General features: G+C 45.2%; 19 protein-coding genes. 10 read left to right on the forward strand and 9 right to left on the reverse strand.

Annotated features, from left to right (window positions below; translation table 11 throughout):
- Window positions 1–24 precede the first annotated feature (24 nt).
- From CW740_RS00560 to cyaY, 6 genes are all read right to left on the reverse strand, one after another.
- Entirely contained in the window at window positions 25–777 is a 753-nt protein-coding gene (locus CW740_RS00560; RefSeq protein ID WP_106645726.1) for a uroporphyrinogen-III synthase, read from the reverse strand.
- Window positions 778–792: 15 nt separating this feature from the next.
- Window positions 793–1,728, reverse strand: a complete 936-nt coding sequence (gene hemC, locus CW740_RS00565) for a hydroxymethylbilane synthase (protein ID WP_106645727.1) — start codon at window positions 1,726–1,728, stop codon at window positions 793–795.
- Between the two features lie 98 nt (window positions 1,729–1,826).
- Complete coding sequence (locus CW740_RS00570; protein ID WP_106645728.1) at window positions 1,827–2,531, reverse strand: LytR/AlgR family response regulator transcription factor; 705 nt, start codon at window positions 2,529–2,531, stop codon at window positions 1,827–1,829.
- 6 nt (window positions 2,532–2,537) lie between these two features.
- Complete coding sequence (locus tag CW740_RS00575; protein WP_106645729.1) at window positions 2,538–3,575, reverse strand: sensor histidine kinase; 1,038 nt, start codon at window positions 3,573–3,575, stop codon at window positions 2,538–2,540.
- A gap of 153 nt (window positions 3,576–3,728) precedes the next feature.
- Window positions 3,729–4,397 (reverse strand): alpha/beta hydrolase, encoded by a 669-nt coding sequence (locus CW740_RS00580; RefSeq protein WP_106645730.1) that lies wholly within the window; start codon window positions 4,395–4,397, stop codon window positions 3,729–3,731.
- Between the two features lie 30 nt (window positions 4,398–4,427).
- Window positions 4,428–4,745, reverse strand: a complete 318-nt coding sequence (gene cyaY, locus CW740_RS00585; RefSeq protein WP_106645731.1) for an iron donor protein CyaY — start codon at window positions 4,743–4,745, stop codon at window positions 4,428–4,430.
- 177 nt (window positions 4,746–4,922) lie between these two features.
- Here cyaY and lptM point away from each other — a divergent pair, with 177 nt between their 5' ends.
- The 6 genes from lptM to CW740_RS00615 all read left to right on the forward strand — a co-directional run bounded on the left by lptM (window position 4,923) and on the right by CW740_RS00615 (window position 9,050).
- Window positions 4,923–5,150, forward strand: coding sequence for an LPS translocon maturation chaperone LptM (lptM, locus tag CW740_RS00590; RefSeq protein ID WP_106645732.1), 228 nt, complete (start codon window positions 4,923–4,925; stop codon window positions 5,148–5,150).
- Complete coding sequence (gene dapF / locus CW740_RS00595; RefSeq protein ID WP_106645733.1) at window positions 5,147–5,977, forward strand: diaminopimelate epimerase; 831 nt, start codon at window positions 5,147–5,149, stop codon at window positions 5,975–5,977. The genes lptM and dapF overlap by 4 nt, the downstream gene beginning before the upstream one ends.
- A gap of 113 nt (window positions 5,978–6,090) precedes the next feature.
- Window positions 6,091–6,768, forward strand: a complete 678-nt coding sequence (locus CW740_RS00600) for a DUF484 family protein (protein ID WP_106645734.1) — start codon at window positions 6,091–6,093, stop codon at window positions 6,766–6,768.
- A gap of 15 nt (window positions 6,769–6,783) precedes the next feature.
- Window positions 6,784–7,683 carry a tyrosine recombinase XerC gene (gene xerC, locus CW740_RS00605; protein WP_106645735.1) on the forward strand — a complete coding sequence of 300 codons (900 nt, stop codon included), beginning with the start codon at window positions 6,784–6,786 and terminating at the stop codon, window positions 7,681–7,683.
- Between the two features lie 3 nt (window positions 7,684–7,686).
- Window positions 7,687–8,352, forward strand: coding sequence for an HAD-IA family hydrolase (locus tag CW740_RS00610; protein ID WP_106645736.1), 666 nt, complete (start codon window positions 7,687–7,689; stop codon window positions 8,350–8,352).
- A 134-nt stretch (window positions 8,353–8,486) separates the two neighbouring features.
- Window positions 8,487–9,050, forward strand: a complete 564-nt coding sequence (locus tag CW740_RS00615; protein WP_106645737.1) for a hypothetical protein — start codon at window positions 8,487–8,489, stop codon at window positions 9,048–9,050.
- 37 nt (window positions 9,051–9,087) lie between these two features.
- On the opposite strand, the gene CW740_RS00620 is transcribed toward CW740_RS00615, so the two are convergent.
- The 3 genes from CW740_RS00620 to CW740_RS00630 form a co-directional block, all read right to left on the reverse strand.
- Window positions 9,088–9,477 carry a hypothetical protein gene (locus tag CW740_RS00620; protein WP_106645738.1) on the reverse strand — a complete coding sequence of 130 codons (390 nt, stop codon included), beginning with the start codon at window positions 9,475–9,477 and terminating at the stop codon, window positions 9,088–9,090.
- Between the two features lie 58 nt (window positions 9,478–9,535).
- The gene (locus CW740_RS00625) at window positions 9,536–10,498 is read right to left on the reverse strand and encodes a D-2-hydroxyacid dehydrogenase (RefSeq protein ID WP_106645739.1); all 963 of its coding nucleotides are present in this window, start codon (window positions 10,496–10,498) and stop codon (window positions 9,536–9,538) included.
- A gap of 133 nt (window positions 10,499–10,631) precedes the next feature.
- The gene (locus CW740_RS00630) at window positions 10,632–11,396 is read right to left on the reverse strand and encodes a 2-keto-4-pentenoate hydratase (RefSeq protein ID WP_106645740.1); all 765 of its coding nucleotides are present in this window, start codon (window positions 11,394–11,396) and stop codon (window positions 10,632–10,634) included.
- Between the two features lie 56 nt (window positions 11,397–11,452).
- Between CW740_RS00630 and uvrD the strand changes: the two genes are divergently transcribed.
- The 4 genes from uvrD to CW740_RS00650 all read left to right on the forward strand — a co-directional run bounded on the left by uvrD (window position 11,453) and on the right by CW740_RS00650 (window position 20,862).
- Complete coding sequence (uvrD, locus tag CW740_RS00635) at window positions 11,453–13,633, forward strand: DNA helicase II (RefSeq protein ID WP_106645741.1); 2,181 nt, start codon at window positions 11,453–11,455, stop codon at window positions 13,631–13,633.
- 208 nt (window positions 13,634–13,841) lie between these two features.
- Window positions 13,842–16,142 (forward strand): S8 family serine peptidase, encoded by a 2,301-nt coding sequence (locus CW740_RS00640; RefSeq protein ID WP_106645742.1) that lies wholly within the window; start codon window positions 13,842–13,844, stop codon window positions 16,140–16,142.
- A 422-nt stretch (window positions 16,143–16,564) separates the two neighbouring features.
- Window positions 16,565–18,640, forward strand: coding sequence for a S8 family serine peptidase (locus tag CW740_RS00645; protein WP_106647966.1), 2,076 nt, complete (start codon window positions 16,565–16,567; stop codon window positions 18,638–18,640).
- Between the two features lie 395 nt (window positions 18,641–19,035).
- On the forward strand, window positions 19,036–20,862 hold the full coding sequence (locus CW740_RS00650) for a S8 family serine peptidase (protein ID WP_106645743.1): 1,827 nt from the start codon (window positions 19,036–19,038) through the stop codon (window positions 20,860–20,862).
- Window positions 20,863–20,924: the final 62 nt, after the last annotated feature.

The raw sequence follows: 20,924 nt of genomic DNA on the forward strand, positions 1-20,924 counted from the left end.
GCTGCTGTTTTCAGGTGCCTTTAATCAGGCTTTTTGCCATTCCTGACAGGCGCGGATGATTTCAGCATTGGATGCGTCTTTTGCAGTATAACAATTTGTATAACCCTTTTGTCGAGCCAAATCGCTAATTCGTGCACTTCCCCCGATAATAGCAACCTGTTCGGCTTTTATCCCTGCAGTTGAGAGCATCTTATCGGTTAGTTCAAGGAGTTGGCCACTGGTAACCACCCAGGCGACGGGTTGGCGTGGTGTTGCCTGCTGCATGATGGGCGGCATGGCTGCTGTTAATTCAATACGATGATAAACCGGCAGAATGCCAAGCTTGTGAGGGCCGCTAAGCTGCTGTTCAAGCAGACCACGGCCTTTGTCGCCGCGAATTAATAGAATCGGGTAGTGAGCAGGTAACGAGAACTGATCAATTAAAGCCAGAATCCCTTCGCTATCTGGGGTTTTTGGAATCAGCGCTGACAGGCCATAAGGTTGTAATGCTTTCTGGGTTGCTTTCCCCACGGCTATGAGGGTATGACCAAGAAACTGATCAAGCTGCGCTCGGCTGAGATCCTTCAATGCATAATCTACAGCCTGCTTACTGACAAAGATCCATAGCTTGTGCTGCGTTAATAAATCCAACTGTTGTTCAGGCGAGTAATCGGTATTGGCTGTGAATCGGATTAAAGGACAGTGAATGGCTCGGTAACCCTGTTCGCTCAGTTCCTGACAAAGCTGTTCGCCCATCGGGGATGGGCGAGTGACAATAATGGTTGGCGTGTTGGCCATGATCACTAAGACTCGTTAATGATCCGCAGAGGCGGCCAGTTCCTGAATGAGTTCCCTTGCGCCTAAATCCAATAATTCTTGTGATACTTTTTGACCGATTGCCAAAGCGTCTTCAGCAGAGCCTTCGGCACTCGCTTGAATGATCTGATGATCGACACCACCAACTAAAGCGCGTAAGGAAAGAACTCCACTGTCAATAGTCGCAAAAGCGGCGACCGGTACCTGACAGCTGGCTTGCAGTGTCTTAGTAATGGTCCGTTCGGCTAGAACACGTAGACTGGTGGTTTCATCCTGCAATGGCTTCAAGATAGCATCCAATTCAGGATCGTTGGTGCGGGCTTCGATGCCCACCGCGCCCTGACCAGGCGCTGGCAACATCAATTCGGGTGCAAACTGGCTGCGGATTCGCCCTTCAAGGCCTAAGCGCTTTAGCCCTGCCGAGGCAAGAACGATAGCGTCATAATTGCCATCATCCAGTTTGGATAGACGGGTGCCTACATTGCCTCGCAGATCGGTGATTTTGAGATCGGGCCGGGCTTTCAATAACTGAATTTTACGACGCAAACTGGAAGTACCGACATTGGCACCACACGGCAACTCATCCAGATTGTGATATTTGTTCGAAACAAAGGCATCGGTTGGATCTTCGCGCTCACAGATCACTTTAAGTTCAAGCCCTTCAGGGAACTGGTAGGGTACATCCTTCATCGAATGCACTGCAATATCGGCGCGTCCTTCAAGCATCGCCTGCTCCAGTTCTTTAACAAACAATCCCTTCCCACCGATTTTGGTCAATGGCGTACCAAGGATTTTGTCGCCCTGAGTGGTCATGGGAACCAGTTCGACAGTGAGATCAGGATGCAATTGTTGTAAGCGGGATTGAACGTACTCAGCTTGCCACATGGCTAACGGACTTTGGCGGGTGGCGATACGCAGGGTCGAAATACTCATAATTTGATCATTAACTCTTAACAGTTAAGCGCTAGCCAAAGCTTAAGGTTCATTGGCGAAGCATACATTTGCGCGGATCTTAGCATAATCTAATTTGCTTAAGCAGAATTTGCGGTCAAAAATTGACGTACATCAGGCTGATGGCGACGACTGATTTCCGGCTTAGATTTACTGCCTTTAATCAAAGCCAGACAAGCATTGTCATCCTGCTCTATACCAATCAGGTGATGGCGATTGACCAGCGTTGAGCGATGAATACGGATAAAGTCATTGGCAAAGCGCTGTTCCAGATCTTTGAGGCTGTCGCTGGATAACAGTACTTCGTTGGCCAAATGCACTTCGGTATATTTCTGATCCGAGTGCAGGAACAGGATGTCTGCTATGGGTATGCGACGAACGGTATCGCGTTCGCGAATACTCATAAATATAGGCTTGCCAGATGTCGGCTGCCGCTCCAATTTTTGCAGGGCTTTAGATAGACGTTCCTGACGAATGGGTTTCAGCAGATAGTCTTGAGCATCGACATCAAAAGCCTGTAAGGCGTATTCATCATAGGCGGTGGTGAAAATGATATGCGGCTGGTGAGCTTGCTGATTGAGCTGCTTAGCTACCTGCATGCCATTCATTACGGGCATCGATATATCAAGAAAGATCAGGTCTGGCTGTTGCTGCTCGATTAATTCGAGCGCAGTTTGACCATTATCTGCTTCACCAACAATATCCAGCTGTGGATGCTCATCCAGTAGGCGACGCAAGCGTTGGCGGGCAGGTTGTTCGTCATCGACAATCAGTACGGAAATCATAATCTATCAGCTTAGACGTTTGGGAATGGTCAGGGTGCAGTAAAAACGACCATTTGCCTGATGATAATTAACTGATGCCTTGTTGCCAAATAGAACATCAAGTCTTTGCTGAATATTACTCAAAGCCAGTGAATTGCCTTTGTGACTTTTAGCGCTTTCTTCAGGTAGCGGGTTGATGACTTCCAACTGGATATGCTTTTGATAACTGACACCTTTAATAATAATGGAGCCGCCCTGTGGACAGGCCTGTATGCCATGATAGACGGCATTCTCAATAATAGGTTGAAGTAATAATGGCGGAACTAATAAGCTCGGGTCGATAGTATCGGTTTGCCATTCAAAGCGCAATTTGTCACCGAGCCGTTGTTGCTCAAGATTCAGGTACTGAGAACACAGGTGCTTTTCTTCATTGAAAGGAATAAGCACGTCCGAGCGCTGCATACTGGCACGAAAAATATCCGCCATATCGAGGATCATGTGTTCGGTTTTTACCGGATCAGTAATCGCCAGATTAGCCAGCGTATTAAGGCTATTAAACAGAAAATGCGGTCGAATGCGTGACTGCAGGGCCTGAATACGAGCCTCAGCCTCGGAGCGAATGCGGCGCAGGCTTTCTTCTCGAAGGTAGAAGTAGCGAAAGAAAACGCCGCTGACGATTAAGGCAATGAACAGGTTGCGGAGCAAGAACCACAGCGAAGGCTCCTCGCTTAAATAGAAACTGATAAGTAGGCTATAACACAAAGTGACCAGCAGGATGATGCCTATCGCCAGAGCAGAAAAGCGTTGCAGGCTGACATTGGGCAGCTTTAAGAGAATATAGCGTCGCAACAGACACAGAATGCCTAGACTGGTCAGTGAGGTCCACAGAATAAAAAGAGAGTATAGGCTGAGGTGTATCCAGAATTGCTGTTGCCAGTTGGCAGTGGCAAAACTGAGCAGCAAAGCCAGAATAACGCTGGCAATTACTATCAGATATAGCGTGGCCGCCTGACAGAAGTCGGGAAGCTGATTTATAGAGCTGTCAGTCTGTTTTGCAGCATTCATGAAGCTTATAGTCGCGCAAAAATGCTGGAAAATCCATAAGTTAGTTTAAAAACAGTAAAGTTTAACGGGTGATTAGATATCAGCCTTACATAACTGGCAATAGCCCACCTGCAACCATTAACAAGGTGCTGGTTGCAGGAAAAGATAAAAGAGTTACTTCAAAATCGATTGAATAAAATTACCCAAAGCCTGGATTTCTTCTAAACACACTGCGTGTGGCATTGGATAGTCGCTCCATTGGACTTTAAAGCCGTTCTCTTCAAGCACTTTGGCGCTGTATTGACCGCGTTGCATAGGAACCACGGGATCTTGCTGGCCGTGGGCCATGAAGATTGGGGTATCTAGATTGGCGTCTGATTTTTCATCGGCAAGTTTGTCTGGAATAGTCAGATAGGTGGAGAGGGCGATAATGCCGGCAAGCTTTTGATTAAGGCGAGTAGCCAGGTGCAAAGTCACTGCACCGCCTTGCGAGAATCCTGCAAGGATGATTCTATCTGCGGGAATACCTTGCTCTATTTCGTGCTTGATCAGTAGTTCCACTTGATCGGCAGACTGGCGAACTCCTGCTTCGTCTTCGCGCTGAGACAGATCAGCGTTGCGGATGTCATACCAGGCGCGCATCTGGTAACCGCCATTAATGGTAACCGGTATCACTGGCGCATGAGGAAAGATGAACTTAACTCCCAGCTCAGCAGGAAGTTTTAACTCAGGAACAATCGGCTCAAAGTCATGACCATCAGCCCCTAGTCCATGAAGCCAGATCACGGTAGCTTTATGTTCATCAGTCGGTTCAACGGTAACGCAAGGAAGTAATTCAGACATAGTAAGAAGCTTATAGTTATAAGGTAATGGTTATAAAGTTATGGTCACTGACTCGCCAGACTGCTGAGTCATAACGCGTGATAATAATTGAGAAAGCGGTTCCTGATCTTTGTCAGTAACCCATTGTTCATCAACCCAGTCTAAATGATAGCCGCCATCTTTGGCTGCTAACCACAATTGTTTAACTGGTGTTTGACGATTGATGATGACCTTGGTGCCGTTTTCTAGCGTGATAGTCAAAATCCCGCCGCTGGTTTCATAGTCAATATCAAGATCCAGCTCGTCCAGCGCCTCTTCGATGGCAATAAGGGTGTCATCAACCTGTTGATTGAATTCAGATTCAGTCATAGCAATTCCTAATAATCTTAATGATTAATGCTGGCACATTGTGCCAGATTGGTGGCACAGGGTTAAGTGAAAATAGTCTATCAGGCCAGATTTTATGGGCGATGTGAACTTGCAGGAAACGGCAAGCTGTAGGAAGATAGAGCTAATTCTAAAATTGATGAAAAAAATCGACACACAATGTGTAAAAATCGAATCGGACAGTTATTAGCACTGTCATTGCTGGCCTTGATTAATACAGGCTGTGGCCAAAAAGGTGACTTGTTCTTGCCGGAACCTGAAACTACTGAAAGCGAACTAGAGAAGAAAGATTCGCCTGAAGAGCAGGATCCAAAAGATGGACCTATCATGGAAGCCGAGCAACAGCTTGAACAGGAGCCTGTTCAGGCAAAAGGTGACCAGCCATGATTATGCCTTTCAGCAAAATGCAGGGGCTGGGAAATGATTTTGTGGTAGTGGATGCGATATCGCAGCCGGTCTATTTAAACCAAGGACAGATCGCCAATTTGGCCCATAGAAATTTTGGTATTGGATTTGACCAGTTACTGATTGTCGAAGCACCGCAACACCCGGAATCTGATTTCCATTTTCGGATATTTAATGCCGATGGTAGTGAAGCTGGGCATTGTGGCAACGGTGCGCGCGCTGTTGCAAAGTATGTTCGTCAAAAGGGGCTAACCTGGAAGAAACAGCTCAAATTGTCGACTAATACTGCGACCATGCAGGCGACACTGGAAGATAATGGCTTGATAACCATTGATATGGGTAAGCCAAGATTGGAACCGGCACAGATCCCATTGCGTTTTGCGGAAAAACAGATCCTGTATTCAATAGACGCTGGTGGAATTAGTTATAAGGTGGGTGCGGTTTCAATGGGTAATCCTCACTGTGTCCTTAAAGTAGACAGTGTGGAAAAAGCACCGGTTCAAGCCGTTGGCCCATTGCTGAGTCAGCATAGTTATTTTCCTGCACAAGCCAATGTTGGCTTTATGGAAGTCATTGATCGTCAGAATATTAAACTGCGTGTGTATGAGCGTGGTGTCGGTGAAACACTGGCTTGTGGAACAGGGGCCTGTGCTGCGGTGGTGGCTAGTCGTTTGCAAGGGCTGACAGATGAAAAGGTTAAAGTAACGCTACCAGGTGGTAGCCTATGGATTACATGGCAAGGTGAGGGCTCTACAGTATTAATGAGTGGTCCTGCCAAAGTCGTTTTTGAAGGTCAGGTAGAGATTTAATAGTTGGCATTTAACAGGTTAGATTATTAATAATAAAAATAGCGCGAGTTGCGCACTAGTTGGGAAATGGTTTTAGTAATTTATCAAGGGAATACCTTTTTCGGGGAAGTAAAATGACAGAAGGCAATTCAGCAGAAGACCGATTGAAAAAAGAACAGGAAGTAGCTGCTTATTTAGAACGGCATCCAGAGTTCTTTGAGAATCATCAAGAAATTTTAGAGAAGCTGAGATTACAGCATAAAGTGTATGGTTCGGTTTCTTTGGTTGAGCGTCAGATTTTGGGTCTAAGAAATAAGGCAGAAAAACTGCAAGCGCAACTTAACACTCTAATCGATAATGCTCACAGCAATGGCGAGTTACTCAATAAATGTGCAGAATTATTTGTTGCCATGATCGCTTCGCACTCCACTCAGGAAATGGTTGATCGATTGCTGGAGCATCTACGAGATAATTTCGAATTGGATAATGTTCAATTATGGTTATGTGATGATGTGGGAACATTGCATCATGTGAACTACAGTGATATTGAAATTATTCGACAGCTTACCGATCAGCATTTCATTCAAAACGATCCTGTTTGTGGCAGAGTCACTGAGAGTATTTCACAACTTTTTGGTGGTGACCATGAACTGGAATCTTATTCAATGATACCGCTTGGTGAAAATGCCAGCATTGGCGTTATTGCATTAGGCAGTAAAGATGTTGATTTGTTTACCGCTGATATGGGCACTTTATTTTTACGCTTAATTGGTGATGTAACAGAAGCGTGCCTGGCTAAACAGGAGAGTTAGTTTTAACTGGTGACCATGGAATCTGATATTCAACGCTATCTGAACAGACTTTTGCATGAAAAAAGGTATTCAGATCACACGGTCAAAAACTACCGACGTCAGCTGGAAAAGTTGTTAGCATTCTGCCAAAACGTTGACTATAACAACTGGCAACAAATCACAACTCAGGATATTCGAATGCTCATTGCCAAACAACATCGGCAGGGAGCATCACCTTCAACCTGTGCATTGCTATTATCAGCATCACGACGCTTTCTAGAATTCTTGCTTAGCGAAAAGAAAATTAAAGTTAACCCTGCTGTTGGTGTGCGTGGACCTAAGAAAGCAAAACGTCTTCCCAAAAATATTGATGTCGATAGCTTGAATCATTTTCTTGACCAAATGCCCGAAGATGAACCATTACAGATTCGTGATAAGGCGATGATGGAGCTTTTATATTCATCTGGAATTCGATTATCAGAACTCAGCGGCATGGATGTTAATGATTTAAGCTTCTCGGATCAGACACTACGAGTACTCGGAAAAGGAAATAAAATTCGCGAAGTACCCTTTGGCAATAGCGCACAGAAAATTTTAAGCCGATGGGTGAAAGAGCGGAATCAGTTGATAAAAAACAATCAAGAAAAAGCACTCTTTGTCAGCCAGCAAGGTAATCGATTAACCAATCGTGCGATTCAGCAGAGGCTTTCTCACTGGGGAAAACATCTGGGATTAAATGATCGATTACACCCGCATAAGTTAAGACACTCCTGTGCGACCCATGTACTAGAATCTTCCAGTGACTTGCGAGCGGTACAGGAGTTGCTAGGCCATGCAAGCATCTCAACCACCCAGATTTACACGCACCTTGACTTTCAGCATCTCGCGAAAACCTACGATGCAGCGCATCCTCGAGCTAGAAAAAAGAAAGATTAAACCATGACCGAAAAGCTTAAAGAAATCGACTGGCAAAAAGTTAAAGTTATTAGTTTTGATTTAGATGATACTCTGTGGGATAACCAGGGAGTAATAGAGAAATGCGAACAGGATTTGTTGAATTATCTGGCCAAAGAACATCCTCCCATTGGCGAGCAGTTTGACATCGAAGACATGCAGGCTATCTCGAACAAACTGATTCAAGAAGATCGTTCTGAACTCGATAACATGACTGTTTTGCGAAAAGAAATGATTCATCAAATGCTTGAGCAAACTGGTGGTGACCTTGCGTTGATTAACCCAGCTTTTGCAGTCTTCTATCGTTGTCGCAGCCAAATTGACATTCCGAAACTCACTCATGATTTATTATCAACTCTAAAATCAAAATACAGTTTATTCGCTACCAGCAATGGTAATTCCAATTTGTATGCACTGGGATTAATGGATTACTTTGAACAGCACTTCATTGCAGGTATCCATGGCCGCGCCAAACCATCGCCAGAAATGTTACATAAAATCTGTGAACTCAAGAAGATTGAGCCACAAGAACTTCTGCATATTGGTGACAGCTATGAAACCGATATTAAAAGTAGTATCGCTGCCGAATGTCAGCACCTAGAAATCCATGTAAAGGATATTGGGAAGCTATATGAGTGGGTGGTGGGTTAATCTAACCTTTTCATACCGCGGCTCTGTGGGAACTTCCTCCAATAGCTAACCGCGGTCAAAATCGTCTGAAGCGATTTAGAACAGCGCAGCTGACTTTGGGTGGAATACAAAGACGTATTTAATTGGATTATGTGATGAATAAAATTATATTGCTATTGCTTGCACTAAGCTTACAAGCTTGTGGACCCTCCATAGATCAAAATTCTTCGTTAGAAAAAGTAATTAGAGTTACTAAGCAGAACTTTCAGGATAACGTTGAGGAATTTGAGTTTATTAAGAATTATTACTATGACAATAATCACAAATTTATAGGTGAAGAACACTGCATTTATTACTTTGATGGAGAGGATGTAAGAGAAGATGAGTACTTTAAATCACTATCTCTACAGGAGCAGAAAGAAATATTAAACTATGAAGAGATTTGTACAGCTTTATATAATGCTAAGGCTAATCCCTTAGGTGGAGGTGACCCTAATAGATTCGTTCTTTTGACGTTTGATACTGTAAAGCAAAATCGGTCTCATTCATTTTCTTATGAGTATTATAAGTCACCTGTAGCAGAATCTTATTTGTGTGAGGAAGATTACTTAGAAAATTTAGGTGAGAGTGGCATTTGTTACTTTGAACTCGATAAAAACTGGACTTTAGTACATCGATACATTGTTATTCCACCAAGAACACGAATAGATAAAAACTAGACTTAGTAGGGTAGCCAGTGGGTTAGACCCTACTTAACTATTGACTCACTTGTAATTGTTGGATTTGGTCACTCCAGTTTTTTGCATGAGCTCTTCCATATTCAAAAAGATCCTTAGCTACTCCATTGCAGTCTTGATATTTTTCTTCTTGAGTCGCCTGTTTAGCACCCGCCTGAATCATAAACAACATTTGTGGATTGCCTATATCATTACCAAGCGCAACAGTAATATTGGCAACATTATCTTCAAAAGCTTTAAGTTCTTGTCCTGTAATATAAAGACATCGTTGATTAAGAAACCAGGCGCCGGCAACTTTTCCATATTCATCCAGAGCGGAGGCAAGCATATTTTGTTGATTGGTGGACTCAGCTGCTTGCGTGGAAAAAGAGAGTAAGCAAAACAGGCTTAGAATAGAAAAGGCTTTCATATAAATATCCAACTATTAATAAAGAAAAGTACTAATCATTACTTATAGATCCATGCAGTTATTGATTTGAAGCTATAAAATTTTTCATGTTTTCAGCCATACCATCTATCAGTCGAATTTTTGCTTCGTGACTGGCCCAGGCGATATGCGGCGTAATGCAAGTGCTAGGCACATCGTTTTGTAACAGTGGATTGTCCGGACTTGGTGGTTCAACGGAGAGTACATCGAGTCCGGCGCCGGCGAGTTTGCCACTTTTGAGAGCGTCCGCCAGATCCTGCTCATTGATAATAGGGCCGCGTGCGGTGTTGATGATAAAGCTGCCGGTTTTCATGAGATCTATAAAGTCTTTGTTGACCAGCTCTTTAGTTTCCTTGGTCAATGGGCAGTGGATGGAAACAAAGTTGGCTTGCGGTAATGCGGTATGCAGTGGTACCTGATTCTCGCGCATGGGTCGTCCGGGAATATTGGCAATCAGTACGCGCATACCAAATGCTTTGGCTAACGCTTCAACTTGTTGTGCGATGTTGCCATAACCGATCAGCACTAATGTTTTGTCTGCCACTTCCATGGTTGGGAAATCAGTAAGCGTAAACATGCGGCTTTCCTGCCACGCACCTTGACGAGTCAGATTGAAGTGATCGCTGGCACGGGTGGCGAAGTTTAAAATAAACTGCATGGTCAGCTGCGCTACTGCAAAAGTTGAGTAGTCGGCGACATTAAAACATTGGATGCCTTTTTCTTTAGCTGCTTCCAGATCAATGTTGTTCATGCCAGTGGCAGCCAATTGGATCGCTTTAAGATTGGGCAGTTGATCCATCAACTCACGATCAATAACCACCTTGTTGGTGATTATGACATCAGCATCCTGGCAACGCTCTAGTCGCTGCTCCGGGCTGGTTAGTCCATACAATTTGCATTCGTCAAAACAGCTGGTAAGTGGTGATAAATCCACTTTGGCTTTTTGGTGGTCACTATCCTGCCATTGACCCAAAGTGTCTGCATCAAGAAAAACTGCGCGCATAAATATCGTTCCTGTCTAAATTTTTTTTCAAGTAAATTAATCATTGTCATTCCCGCGAAGGCGGGAATCCATAAAGCTCTATTATAAAAAATAGATTCCCGCCTTCGCGGGAATGACACAAAAGCTAGTAAAGCTATCGAATGGAGAAAGCCAGTTTACCGAGTTTACCAAAGTCGGCGTCGTATTGACCTCGCTCGGCCGGGATCATCGGACCTAAAGAGCCGGTAATCAACAAGTTGCCTTCACTGACTGGATAACCGGTTTTTAGGCTACGATTAATCAGCCAGGCCAGTGCCTGCCATTGATCACCCATGGCATCGGTGGCTTTGCCTTCAATTACCGTCTGACCATTTCGTGTAAGTAGCGTAGTAATTTGATTAATATCGACGGAGTTTACATCGACCGGTTTACCTACCAGAACGCTATTAGATGCTACATTATTAACGATCAAGCCATGTCCTGAAATGCTGGATGGATCTTCAAATCGAAGGTCGGGTAATTCGATCACCGGTACCACGCTTTTGATCATGGCGGGTAGCTGTTCTGCAGTCACTAGCTGGGTAATGTTTTGATTGAGAATAAAACCAATTTCCGTTTCCAGCATGAGGTTGGTGTAATTGCTGAGTAAATATGCGCTACGGTCAAAAGCAAGACCTTCCTGGAACAAGGCTCCAGCCACTGGCTCGCTGACATTAAACTTCTTTTGCCCTGCTTCACTGGTTAGTCCTGCCTTGTAGCCTATGACAGGAAAGGCAACTCCTTGAACTAATTGATATTGTAGCTGATAAGCTGATTCTAGGTCGTCAGCCGATGGATTCTTTTCTGGTGCATTCGTAGAGACGCATGCGACAACTAATGACGAGAAAACGAGGCTAATACCGAGCAATGCTTTTTTCATAGTGGCTTTTTCCCTACAATAGGCCGATTATTTTCAATAGAAGCAAGCATACCCTAATGGATGCCAGTAGCATAATACAACCCCTGAATGACGCCCAGAAAGAAGCGGTCACCGCGCCCAATAAAGCCTTGTTGGTGCTGGCCGGTGCCGGTTCGGGTAAAACTCGCGTCTTGGTTCACCGAATCGCCTGGCTGGTACAGGTGGAGCGCGTTTCTGCTCATTCTATATTGGCTGTGACTTTTACCAATAAAGCGGCCAAGGAAATGCTGGGTCGTGTTGAGGATATGCTGGCCATGCCTGCACGAGGTATGTGGATTGGAACTTTCCACAGTATTGCCCATCGCCTGTTGCGAGCTCATTATCGCGATGCAGGATTGCCCGAAGGCTTCCAGATTCTCGATGCACAGGATCAGCTAAGGGTTATCAAGCGGGTCATGAAAGAGCTCAATCTGGATGATAACGAATGGCCACCCAAGCAGGCACAATGGTTTATCAATGCCAAGAAAGACGATGGTCTGCGTCCCGGTGATATTCATCATCACGGTGACTTCTTTGTCAGTACTATGGTCAAAGTTTATTACGCCTACGAGGAAGCCTGCAAAAGAGGCGGCCTGGTCGATTTCAATGAGCTGCTGCTGCGAGCCTATGAATTGTGGGCCAATAATCCACATCTACTAAAACACTACCAGGATCGTTTTCAGCATATTCTGGTGGACGAGTTTCAAGATACCAACGCCATTCAGTACGCCTGGATTCGCCTGTTATGCAATGACAACAACCGGATTACCATTGTAGGGGATGATGACCAGTCGATTTATGGTTGGCGTGGCGCGCGCATCGAAAACATTCAGCAGTTTGAAAAAGATTTCCCGGACTGCAAGGTGTCTCGCCTTGAGCAGAACTATCGCTCCACCTCGACCATTCTAAAAGCAGCCAACGCGGTGATTGCCAACAACCAGGATCGCATGGGTAAGAGTTTATGGACTGAGGGCAACGAGGGCGAACCGATTATTCTGTATTCGGCGTTTAACGAGCAGGAAGAAGCTCGTTTTATTGCTGCCAGGATTGAAGACTGGGTGCAGCAGGGCAACAGTTACGACGATATAGCCATTCTGTACCGCAGTAATGCTCAGTCACGGATTCTGGAAGACGCGATGCTACAAAAAGGCATTCCTTACCGAATCTATGGCGGTTTACGCTTCTTCGAGCGTGCTGAAATTAAAGATACGCTGGCTTATATGCGCTTAATGGCCAATCGCGATGATGACACTTCCTTTGAACGGGTAGTGAATCAGCCGGCGCGAGGCTTGGGCGAGAAATCGGTTGATATGATTCGAATGCAGGCCCGTCAGGATGAAACCTCATTGTGGCAGGCGGCCAGTAAAATGGTGGTGGAACAGCTGTTACCACCTCGCGCCAAGAATGCTTTGGCCGGATTCCTGCATCTGGTCAATGAACTGGAAACCAGCACCGCAGAGCTGGATTTGTGGGAACAGACCGATATTGTGATTGAGCATTCTGGCTTGCTGGAAATGTACAGTAAGGAAAAAGGCGAGAAAGGACAGGCGCGTAAAGAGAACTTGCAGGAACTGGTTAACGCGACCCGTGAGTTTGACCCGGATGAAGCGATTCCTGATGAAACACCAGACATGACGCCACTACAGGCCTTTATCGCGCACGCGACTCTGGAGGCCGGTGAAACTCAGGCTGACGAATATCAGGAGTCTGTGCAGATGATGACGTTGCACTCGGCAAAAGGTCTTGAGTTCCCGCTGGTGTTTATTGCCGGTGTCGAAGAGAAGCTGTTCCCTCATCAGATGTCGCTGGATGAACCCGGTGGTCTGGAAGAAGAGCGTCGCCTGGCCTATGTGGGGATCACCCGTGCAATGAAACAGCTGTATCTGACCTTCGCAGAAAAGCGTCGCATTTTTGGTCGCGAAACCTATCCGCAACAATCGCGTTTTATCCGCGAAATCCCTGACGAACTGCTAACCGAAGTGCGACTAAATACTCAGGTGCAGCGTCCTGTGTTTAACCGCTCACCTAAATCACCGATCCAGCGCAAAGGCCCCGAAGGGTTTTATCTGGGGCAACTGGTTAAGCATCCGAAATTCGGTAAAGGGATCATTATCAACTATGAGGGCGATGGACCTCAGGCCTCCGTTCAGATCAATTTTGAGAAGGAAGGACTGAAAAAATTAATGCTGGCTTACGCTAAGCTTGAACCAGTAACATAAGTTTTTGATTAATATAAATTTAATAAATAAAAACGGTATGCCACGCAATATAGGTATTACTGGATCTAATACAAAACTACCCTTGTAATCAATTTTTCTAACTGGTATAACCAGACCCAGCCCTAATCTCTTAAGACGGAACTCGTGAGTTAGTCTTCGGAGTTAGGGCTTTTTTATTAACTAAAAAATATAGCTAAGGGGTAGTTAAATGTCTTTTAAATTAAAGATAGCTTGCGCCGCAACACTATTGGCAATGGGCGTCACCGCTCATGGAGCTAATGGTCTCGGTAATCAGGCAAATAAAGCGCCAACCACAGCAAAAGGTAAAGAGCGCGTAATCATTAAATTTAAACCAGGGCATGGAAGCAATGTTAAATCCGCAGCGGCAAGAGCTGGCGGTGAACTTAAAGTAGACTTAAAAAAGCATGATGCTTTTGCCATTGAGGTCCCTACTCAGGCATTGAAAGGTTTACGCAATAATCCAAATGTTGAATACATCGAGCCCGATCTGACTCGTAAGTTGCTATCAACCAATCTTGATACTACTGAGGTTGAGCCATGGGGTCTGGCGCGAGTTGAAGCTGATTTAGTTTCTGATGCCAATGCTGGTAACCGTACCGTGTGTATCATCGACTCAGGTTATGACATTAACCATTCTGATTTAAGTTCGAATAGCGTTTCTGGTACCAATGATTCAGGAACCGGTAACTGGTATCAGCCAGGTGGTTCACATGGTACTCACGTGGCGGGAACTATTGCCGCAGTGGCTAACGGCTCTGGTGTTGAAGGGGTATTACCCAATGCGAATGTTAATTTGCACATCATCAAAGTCTTCAATGAGTCTGGTTGGGGTTACTCATCAGATTTGGTTAGTGCAGTAGACGACTGCGTTGCAGCCGGTTCGAATATCATCAGTATGAGTTTAGGTGGCAGCGGTTCCTCAACGACTGAGGGCAATGCCTTCTCTAACTACTACAGCAATGGCGTATTAAGCATCGCTGCAGCAGGTAACGGTGGTGACACTTCATACTCATACCCTGCGTCTTATGATGATGTCGTATCAATTGCGGCAGTTGACTCTGGTAATCAGCATGCCAACTTCTCACAACGAAATGATCAGGTTGAGCTAGCCGGCCCAGGTGAAGCAATCCTTTCAAGTGTTGCAATTGGTGACGGTTACTTAGGCCAGCTTGTTGTAGGTGGTGTGGATTATTTCGACAATGGCGTGGTTCCACAGAACTTCTATAACAGTAGCCTACAGTTTGATAATGGTGCCAACGTAGGCTCTGCTTCTGGGACATTAGGTGTTTGTTCAACCTCTGGTACCAGTTACAGTTGTCCTAGCATGGTGGGCAAAGTATGTTTGGTTCAACGTGGTGAAAACCAGGCTGATAACACCAGCTCAACAGAAAACAACTATCCAGAATATCGTGCGGTAAATGCCTGTATGGATGCCGGTGCTTCAGGCGTAGTAGTTTACAGTAATGCTGCTCGTCCTGGCTTACAGCACCCATTCCTGATCGATTTCGACAGTAAGATTGGTACCACACCAGTTGTTTCGGTTGACCGTGCAACAGGTTTGGAGCTTGCTAATCGCGCTGGTCAAAGCGTGACTATGTCGAAAGACGGTGGTCAGGATTGGGAATATTACAATGGTACGTCAATGGCAACGCCACACGTCAGTGCGGTAGCTGCATTGGCCTGGAGCTTCCATCCGAGTTGTACCGCAGCAGAAATTCGCAGTGCGCTACAAGCAACTGCCGTGGATCTGGATGTATCAGGTGTTGATAACAAAACAGGTTACGGTCTGGTGAAAGCTCAGGCTGCTGTAGACTATTTGAATGCTAGCAGTTGTGGCGGCGGTACAGAACCACCACCAAGTGGTAATGAATTGAGCAAGGGCGTAGCACTAACCAACCTAAGCGGTGCTCAGGGTTCTGAAACCTTCTACACATTTGAAGTTCCAGCAGGAGCTGCTGATCTGACTTTTGATATCAGCGGCGGTTCAGGCGATGCTGATTTGTATGTCAGATATGGCGCGGACCCAACAACCTCAAGCTATGACTGTCGTCCTTACAAAGGTGGCAACACGGAAAATTGTAGTTTCACTTCACCACAGGCCGGAACATGGCATGTCATGATTCGTGGCTATCAGGCATATTCAGGTATGAGCCTGGTCGCAGACTATGTTGATGGTGGTTCTACTCCAATCAATGACACCTTAAGCGAGTCAAACCTATCAGGTGCGCAAGGCAGCAAGCAGTACTTCACGCTTGACGTTCCAGCCGGGCGTTCAGTGGTTGATATCGTGATGTCAGGTGGTTCTGGCGATGCAGACTTATATGTTAAGTTCGGTTCTGAACCAACAACTTCAAGCTATGACTGTCGTCCATATAAGTACGGTAATAATGAGTCGTGTTCACTCACAGCTCAGGAAGGTACTTATTACATCATGCTTAGTGGCTACAGCAGCTATTCAGGTGTTAGTCTGGAAGGAAGTTCAAACTAGACTCTATAGTCAAAAAGAAAAAGGTCGCTTAGGCGGCCTTTTTTTATAGGCAAACAAATCAGATAAAAAACAATCACCAACAATAACGGTTTGTGATAAATCTATTTAGACCTAAAAAAACTAATCTTATAGTTATAGTTAATTAAATAGCTCTTATTAATTAATGCCGATATTTTTTACACTTTTGTCGATACTAACTGATACATTCCTGATAGGTTTCTTTACATTGATGATAAATTTAGCTAATTAATGGGATTAGCTAAATTATTCCTTGACGACTTTTTAATCGCTTTGCTTAAATCGGACCCACCTCATTTGCGGTAACTGGTCTTTTTAGATCGGAAGCTTAAGCAAATGATTGAGTAATCATTATTTAGATAGATTAATTAATGATTGAAAGAATTATCCAGAAAGGGGTAGGTATGTCTTTTAAAGTGAAGATGGCTTGCGCGGCCACATTATTAGCGCTAGGTTCAGCTGCACACGCTGAGCGTGTAATCGTTTCTTATGACAGCAATGGCCAAGGCCTTAAGAAAGGTCATCAAGTAAAAGTAGAAGGAAAAGGCTGGTTTGCCGTTGAGCTTGATGAGAATGGTAAAAGTGCCATCCGCGGTAAGAAAGGCTTCAAATCAATGGAAGCTGACTACAAGCGTTTCCCAATGGCTATCTATAATGATGATGCAGGTGATCCTGCAAGCCAACAATTGACGCCATATGCAATCTATCAGTCACAGGCTGATCAGCTAACATTGCAACCTGGACAAAAAGTGTGTGTTATCGATTCAGGTATCGCAGGCGGCCAAGGCGAAACTGGCGGCAAGAACTTTGACTTTGATTGGTCAGTAATCACTGGTGACAGCGATTCGGGTACTGGCGACTGGTTCACTGACGGTGGCCCACACGGTACTCACGTAGCTGGTACGGTTGGTGCAGCTGATAATGGCTTTGGTGTTGTAGGTATGGCGCCTGGCGTTCCAATGCACATCATCAAGGTATTCAATGCTTCTGGTTGGGGCTACTCATCTGACTTAGCTTACGCTGCAGAAAAATGTACTCAGGCTGGCGCGAACATCATCACCATGTCGCTAGGTGGTGGCGGTGCAAACTCAGTAGAAGAGAATGCATTCAACACTTTCACTAACAATGGTGGATTAGTTCTAGCAGCAGCTGGTAACGACGGCAACAACGTTCGTTCTTACCCAGCGGGCTATAAATCAGTCATGATGATTGGTGCTAACGATGCTAACAACAACATCGCGAGCTTCTCTCAGTTCCCATCAAACACTAAAACATCAGGTCGTGGCGGTAATCAAACCACAGAAACTGATGATGGTTTTGGTGTAGAAATTACGGCTGGTGGTGTTGATACGCTATCGACTTACCCATCGGGCGGCGCAACCATTGCCAGCTTAACGGTTGACGGTGTTGGTGTTCCTACAGCAGCAACTGACAATACAGGTTCAGTATCAGGTTCAACCTACTTCATGGGTACAGCTGAAGCGACTGATTCAGGTGCGAACGGTAAAATTTGTGTCATCGACCGTGGCAACATTTCTTTCGCTGACAAGATCAACAACTGTGGCAACTCAGGCGGTATCGGTGCGGTTGTAATCAACAACGTAGCTGGCGAAGGTGTTATCTACATGGATATTACGGGTGTTACCACCAATATCCCAGCTGTAGGTACAGCCTATGAAGATCGATCTGCAATCGTTGGCGCAACTAATGCGAGCATCAATTCAGGTGCAAGTGATTACGGTTATATGAGCGGTACTTCAATGGCAACTCCAGGTGCGGCCGGTGTAGCAGCTCTAGTATGGTCAAACTTCCCAAGCTGTACTGGTACTGAAATCCGTGAAGCGTTGAAAGCAACTGCGGAAGATCAGGGCGCACCAGGTCGTGATGACTACTTCGGTTACGGTATCGTTAAAGCGAAGAACGCTTATGATTACTTACTAGCTAACGGTTGTGCTGGTGGTGATACTGATCCAACTGATAACGCACCAGTAGCTAGTTTTGATTATTCTTGTACAGAACTAAGCTGTAGCTTTACGGATGGTAGTTCGGACGACAATGGCATTGCCACTTACAGCTGGAACTTCGGTGACGGTAATTCAAGTACAGCTGTTAATCCTAGTCATACCTTTGCTGCTGATGGTACTTACACTGTGACATTAACAGTAACCGATTCAGCAGGTCAGTCTGATAGCACTTCTCAAACTGTGACTGTTGCTGCAGGTGGTGATACAGGCGGCGATACCATCGACTTGAGCGCGAATGGTTATAAAGTAAAAGGCCGTCATAATATTGACCTGGCTTGGAGCGGCGCTACTTCAAATGACGTTGATGTCTATCGTAATGGTTCATTGATTGCTACAACAGCAAACGATGGTGCATTCACAGATTCAACTAACAATCGTGGTGGTGCTGTTTATAACTACCAACTTTGTGAAGCTGGTACTTCAACTTGTTCTTCAGAAGTAACCGTTGTCTTCTAATAAAGTTTTGTAAAGAAATGAATAAGCGGACTTCGGTCCGCTTTTTTTTGCGTATTCGCCTTGTATGCTAATGCATATCTGCATTAATAGTGCAAAATACAGGCAGGTTCATGATACAAACTGATACACAGGTGTAAGAAAGTGTTACATTTCGCATAAAACAAACTTATTTATACAATTAGTAAAATTATTGCTTGACGACTTTTTGATCACTTTGCTTTAATCGTTATCGCCTCATTTGCTATGGATGGATATTTGAGATTTGCATCTATAGCAAATGGGGCTTTTTTGTGTCCACAAGAATTCCAAGACAAGTTCTTCGAAATATTCTGAAAGATATCAAAAGAAATAATATTTTTTCCAAGACATAATTTAACCAACGAGGGGTAGGTTTAATGTCATTTAAAGTAAAGATGGCTTGCGCAGCCACATTATTAGCGCTAGGTTCAGCTGCACACGCTGAGCGCGTTATTGTTTCATACGATAGTAACGGTCAAGGCCTTAAGAAAGGCCATCAAGTAAAAGTAGAAGGTAATGGCTGGTTCGCCGTTGAGCTTGATGAGAATGGCAAAAGTGCTATTCGTGGCCAAAAAGGCTTCAAGTCAATGGAAAAAGATTTCCAACGTTTCCCAATGGCTATCTATAACGATGATGCTGGCGACCCAAGCGCGCAACAGCTAACTCCATATGCTGTTTATCAATCACAAGCTGACCAACTAGTACTTCAGTCTGGCCAGAAAGTATGTGTGATCGACTCAGGTATCGCAGGCGGCCAAGGTGAAACTGGCGGCAAAAATAACGACTTCAACTGGTCAGTAATCACTGGTGACAGCGATTCAGGTACTGGCGACTGGTTCACTGACGGTGGTCCGCACGGTACTCACGTAGCGGGTACAGTTGGTGCTGCTGATAACGGTATCGGTGTTGTGGGTATGGCTCCTGGCGTTCCAATGCACATCATCAAAGTATTCAACGCTGCTGGCTGGGGCTATTCATCTGACCTAGCATACGCTGCAGAAAAATGTACTCAAGCTGGTGCGAACATCATCACCATGTCACTAGGTGGCGGCGGTGCAAACTCTGTTGAAGAGAATGCATTCAACACTTTCACTAACAATGGTGGCCTGGTTCTAGCTGCGGCTGGTAACGACGGAAATAACGTTCGTTCATACCCAGCGGGTTACAAATCAGTGATGATGGTTGGTGCTAACGATGCTAACAACAACATCGCAAGCTTCTCTCAATTCCCATCAAACACTAAAACTTCAGGTCGTGGTAAACAAGCTACTACTGAAACTCATGACGGTTATGGCGTTGAAGTAACTGCAGGTGGTGTTGATACTCTTTCAACTTACCCAGCTGGCGGTGCTGTGATTGCTAGCCTTACAGTAGATGGCGTTGGCGTACCAACGGCAGCAACTGACAACACCGGTTCAGTATCTGGTGCGACTTACTTCATGGGTACAGCTGAAGTGGTTGATTCAGGCGCTAACGGTAAAATCTGTGTGATTGACCGTGGTAACATTTCTTTCGCTGACAAAATCAACAACTGTGGCAACTCAGGCGGTATCGGTGCGGTTGTAATCAACAACGTTGCTGGCGAAGGCGTTATCTACATGGACATTACTGGTGTAACTACTAGTATTCCTGCAGTTGGCACGGCATTTGAAGATCGTGCAGCTATCGTTGGTGCAGCGAATGCCAGCATCAATTCAGGTGCAAGCGATTACGGTTACATGAGCGGTACCTCAATGGCGACTCCAGCAGTAGCGGGTGTTGCAGCTCTAGTTTGGTCTAATCACCCAACCTGTACTGGTACTGAAATCCGTGAAGCCTTAAAAGCAACTGCGGAAGATCAGGGCGCAGCAGGTCGTGATGACTACTTCGGTTACGGAATCGTTAAAGCCAAAGCAGCGAGTGATTACATCACTGCAAACGGTTGTCAAGGCGGCGGTACTGAACCACCACCACCACCATCAGGCGGTGATCTACAAGCTTCAGGTTCTCGTGCTAAAGGCGGTAGCCAGTTGGATCTAGTATGGAGCGGTTTCTCAGGCTCTAACGTTGACATCACTATTACTTCAGGTGGCTCTACGGTCCTACAAGATACACAAGTGAATGACGGTGCAGTTTCTTATTCTGGCGCAAGCAAGAATACGACTTACACTGTGACAATTTGTGAGTCTGGCACAACAACCTGTGCAGCATCATTCCAATTATAATAACGATATTTGGTAAGTTTGAGCCCCGCTTCGGTGGGGCTTTTTTATGCACGGATGAAAAG

The sequence above is a fragment of the Kangiella profundi genome, assembly GCF_002838765.1.
GTDB classification, from domain to species: domain Bacteria; phylum Pseudomonadota; class Gammaproteobacteria; order Enterobacterales; family Kangiellaceae; genus Kangiella; species Kangiella profundi.

Bases quoted from the DNA above. Each gene is read 5' to 3' on its own strand.
- CW740_RS00560 (WP_106645726.1), bottom strand. From the start codon at position 777: ATGGCCAACACGCCAACCATTATTGTCACTCGCCCATCCCCGATGGGC.
- hemC (WP_106645727.1), bottom strand. From the start codon at position 1,728: ATGAGTATTTCGACCCTGCGTATCGCCACCCGCCAAAGTCCGTTAGCC.
- CW740_RS00570 (WP_106645728.1), bottom strand. From the start codon at position 2,531: ATGATTTCCGTACTGATTGTCGATGACGAACAACCTGCCCGCCAACGC.
- CW740_RS00575 (WP_106645729.1), bottom strand. From the start codon at position 3,575: ATGAATGCTGCAAAACAGACTGACAGCTCTATAAATCAGCTTCCCGAC.
- CW740_RS00580 (WP_106645730.1), bottom strand. From the start codon at position 4,397: ATGTCTGAATTACTTCCTTGCGTTACCGTTGAACCGACTGATGAACAT.
- cyaY (WP_106645731.1), bottom strand. From the start codon at position 4,745: ATGACTGAATCTGAATTCAATCAACAGGTTGATGACACCCTTATTGCC.
- lptM (WP_106645732.1), top strand. From the start codon at position 4,923: ATGTGTAAAAATCGAATCGGACAGTTATTAGCACTGTCATTGCTGGCC.
- dapF (WP_106645733.1), top strand. From the start codon at position 5,147: ATGATTATGCCTTTCAGCAAAATGCAGGGGCTGGGAAATGATTTTGTG.
- CW740_RS00600 (WP_106645734.1), top strand. From the start codon at position 6,091: ATGACAGAAGGCAATTCAGCAGAAGACCGATTGAAAAAAGAACAGGAA.
- xerC (WP_106645735.1), top strand. From the start codon at position 6,784: ATGGAATCTGATATTCAACGCTATCTGAACAGACTTTTGCATGAAAAA.
- CW740_RS00610 (WP_106645736.1), top strand. From the start codon at position 7,687: ATGACCGAAAAGCTTAAAGAAATCGACTGGCAAAAAGTTAAAGTTATT.
- CW740_RS00615 (WP_106645737.1), top strand. From the start codon at position 8,487: ATGAATAAAATTATATTGCTATTGCTTGCACTAAGCTTACAAGCTTGT.
- CW740_RS00620 (WP_106645738.1), bottom strand. From the start codon at position 9,477: ATGAAAGCCTTTTCTATTCTAAGCCTGTTTTGCTTACTCTCTTTTTCC.
- CW740_RS00625 (WP_106645739.1), bottom strand. From the start codon at position 10,498: ATGCGCGCAGTTTTTCTTGATGCAGACACTTTGGGTCAATGGCAGGAT.
- CW740_RS00630 (WP_106645740.1), bottom strand. From the start codon at position 11,396: ATGAAAAAAGCATTGCTCGGTATTAGCCTCGTTTTCTCGTCATTAGTT.
- uvrD (WP_106645741.1), top strand. From the start codon at position 11,453: ATGGATGCCAGTAGCATAATACAACCCCTGAATGACGCCCAGAAAGAA.
- CW740_RS00640 (WP_106645742.1), top strand. From the start codon at position 13,842: ATGTCTTTTAAATTAAAGATAGCTTGCGCCGCAACACTATTGGCAATG.
- CW740_RS00645 (WP_106647966.1), top strand. From the start codon at position 16,565: ATGTCTTTTAAAGTGAAGATGGCTTGCGCGGCCACATTATTAGCGCTA.
- CW740_RS00650 (WP_106645743.1), top strand. From the start codon at position 19,036: ATGTCATTTAAAGTAAAGATGGCTTGCGCAGCCACATTATTAGCGCTA.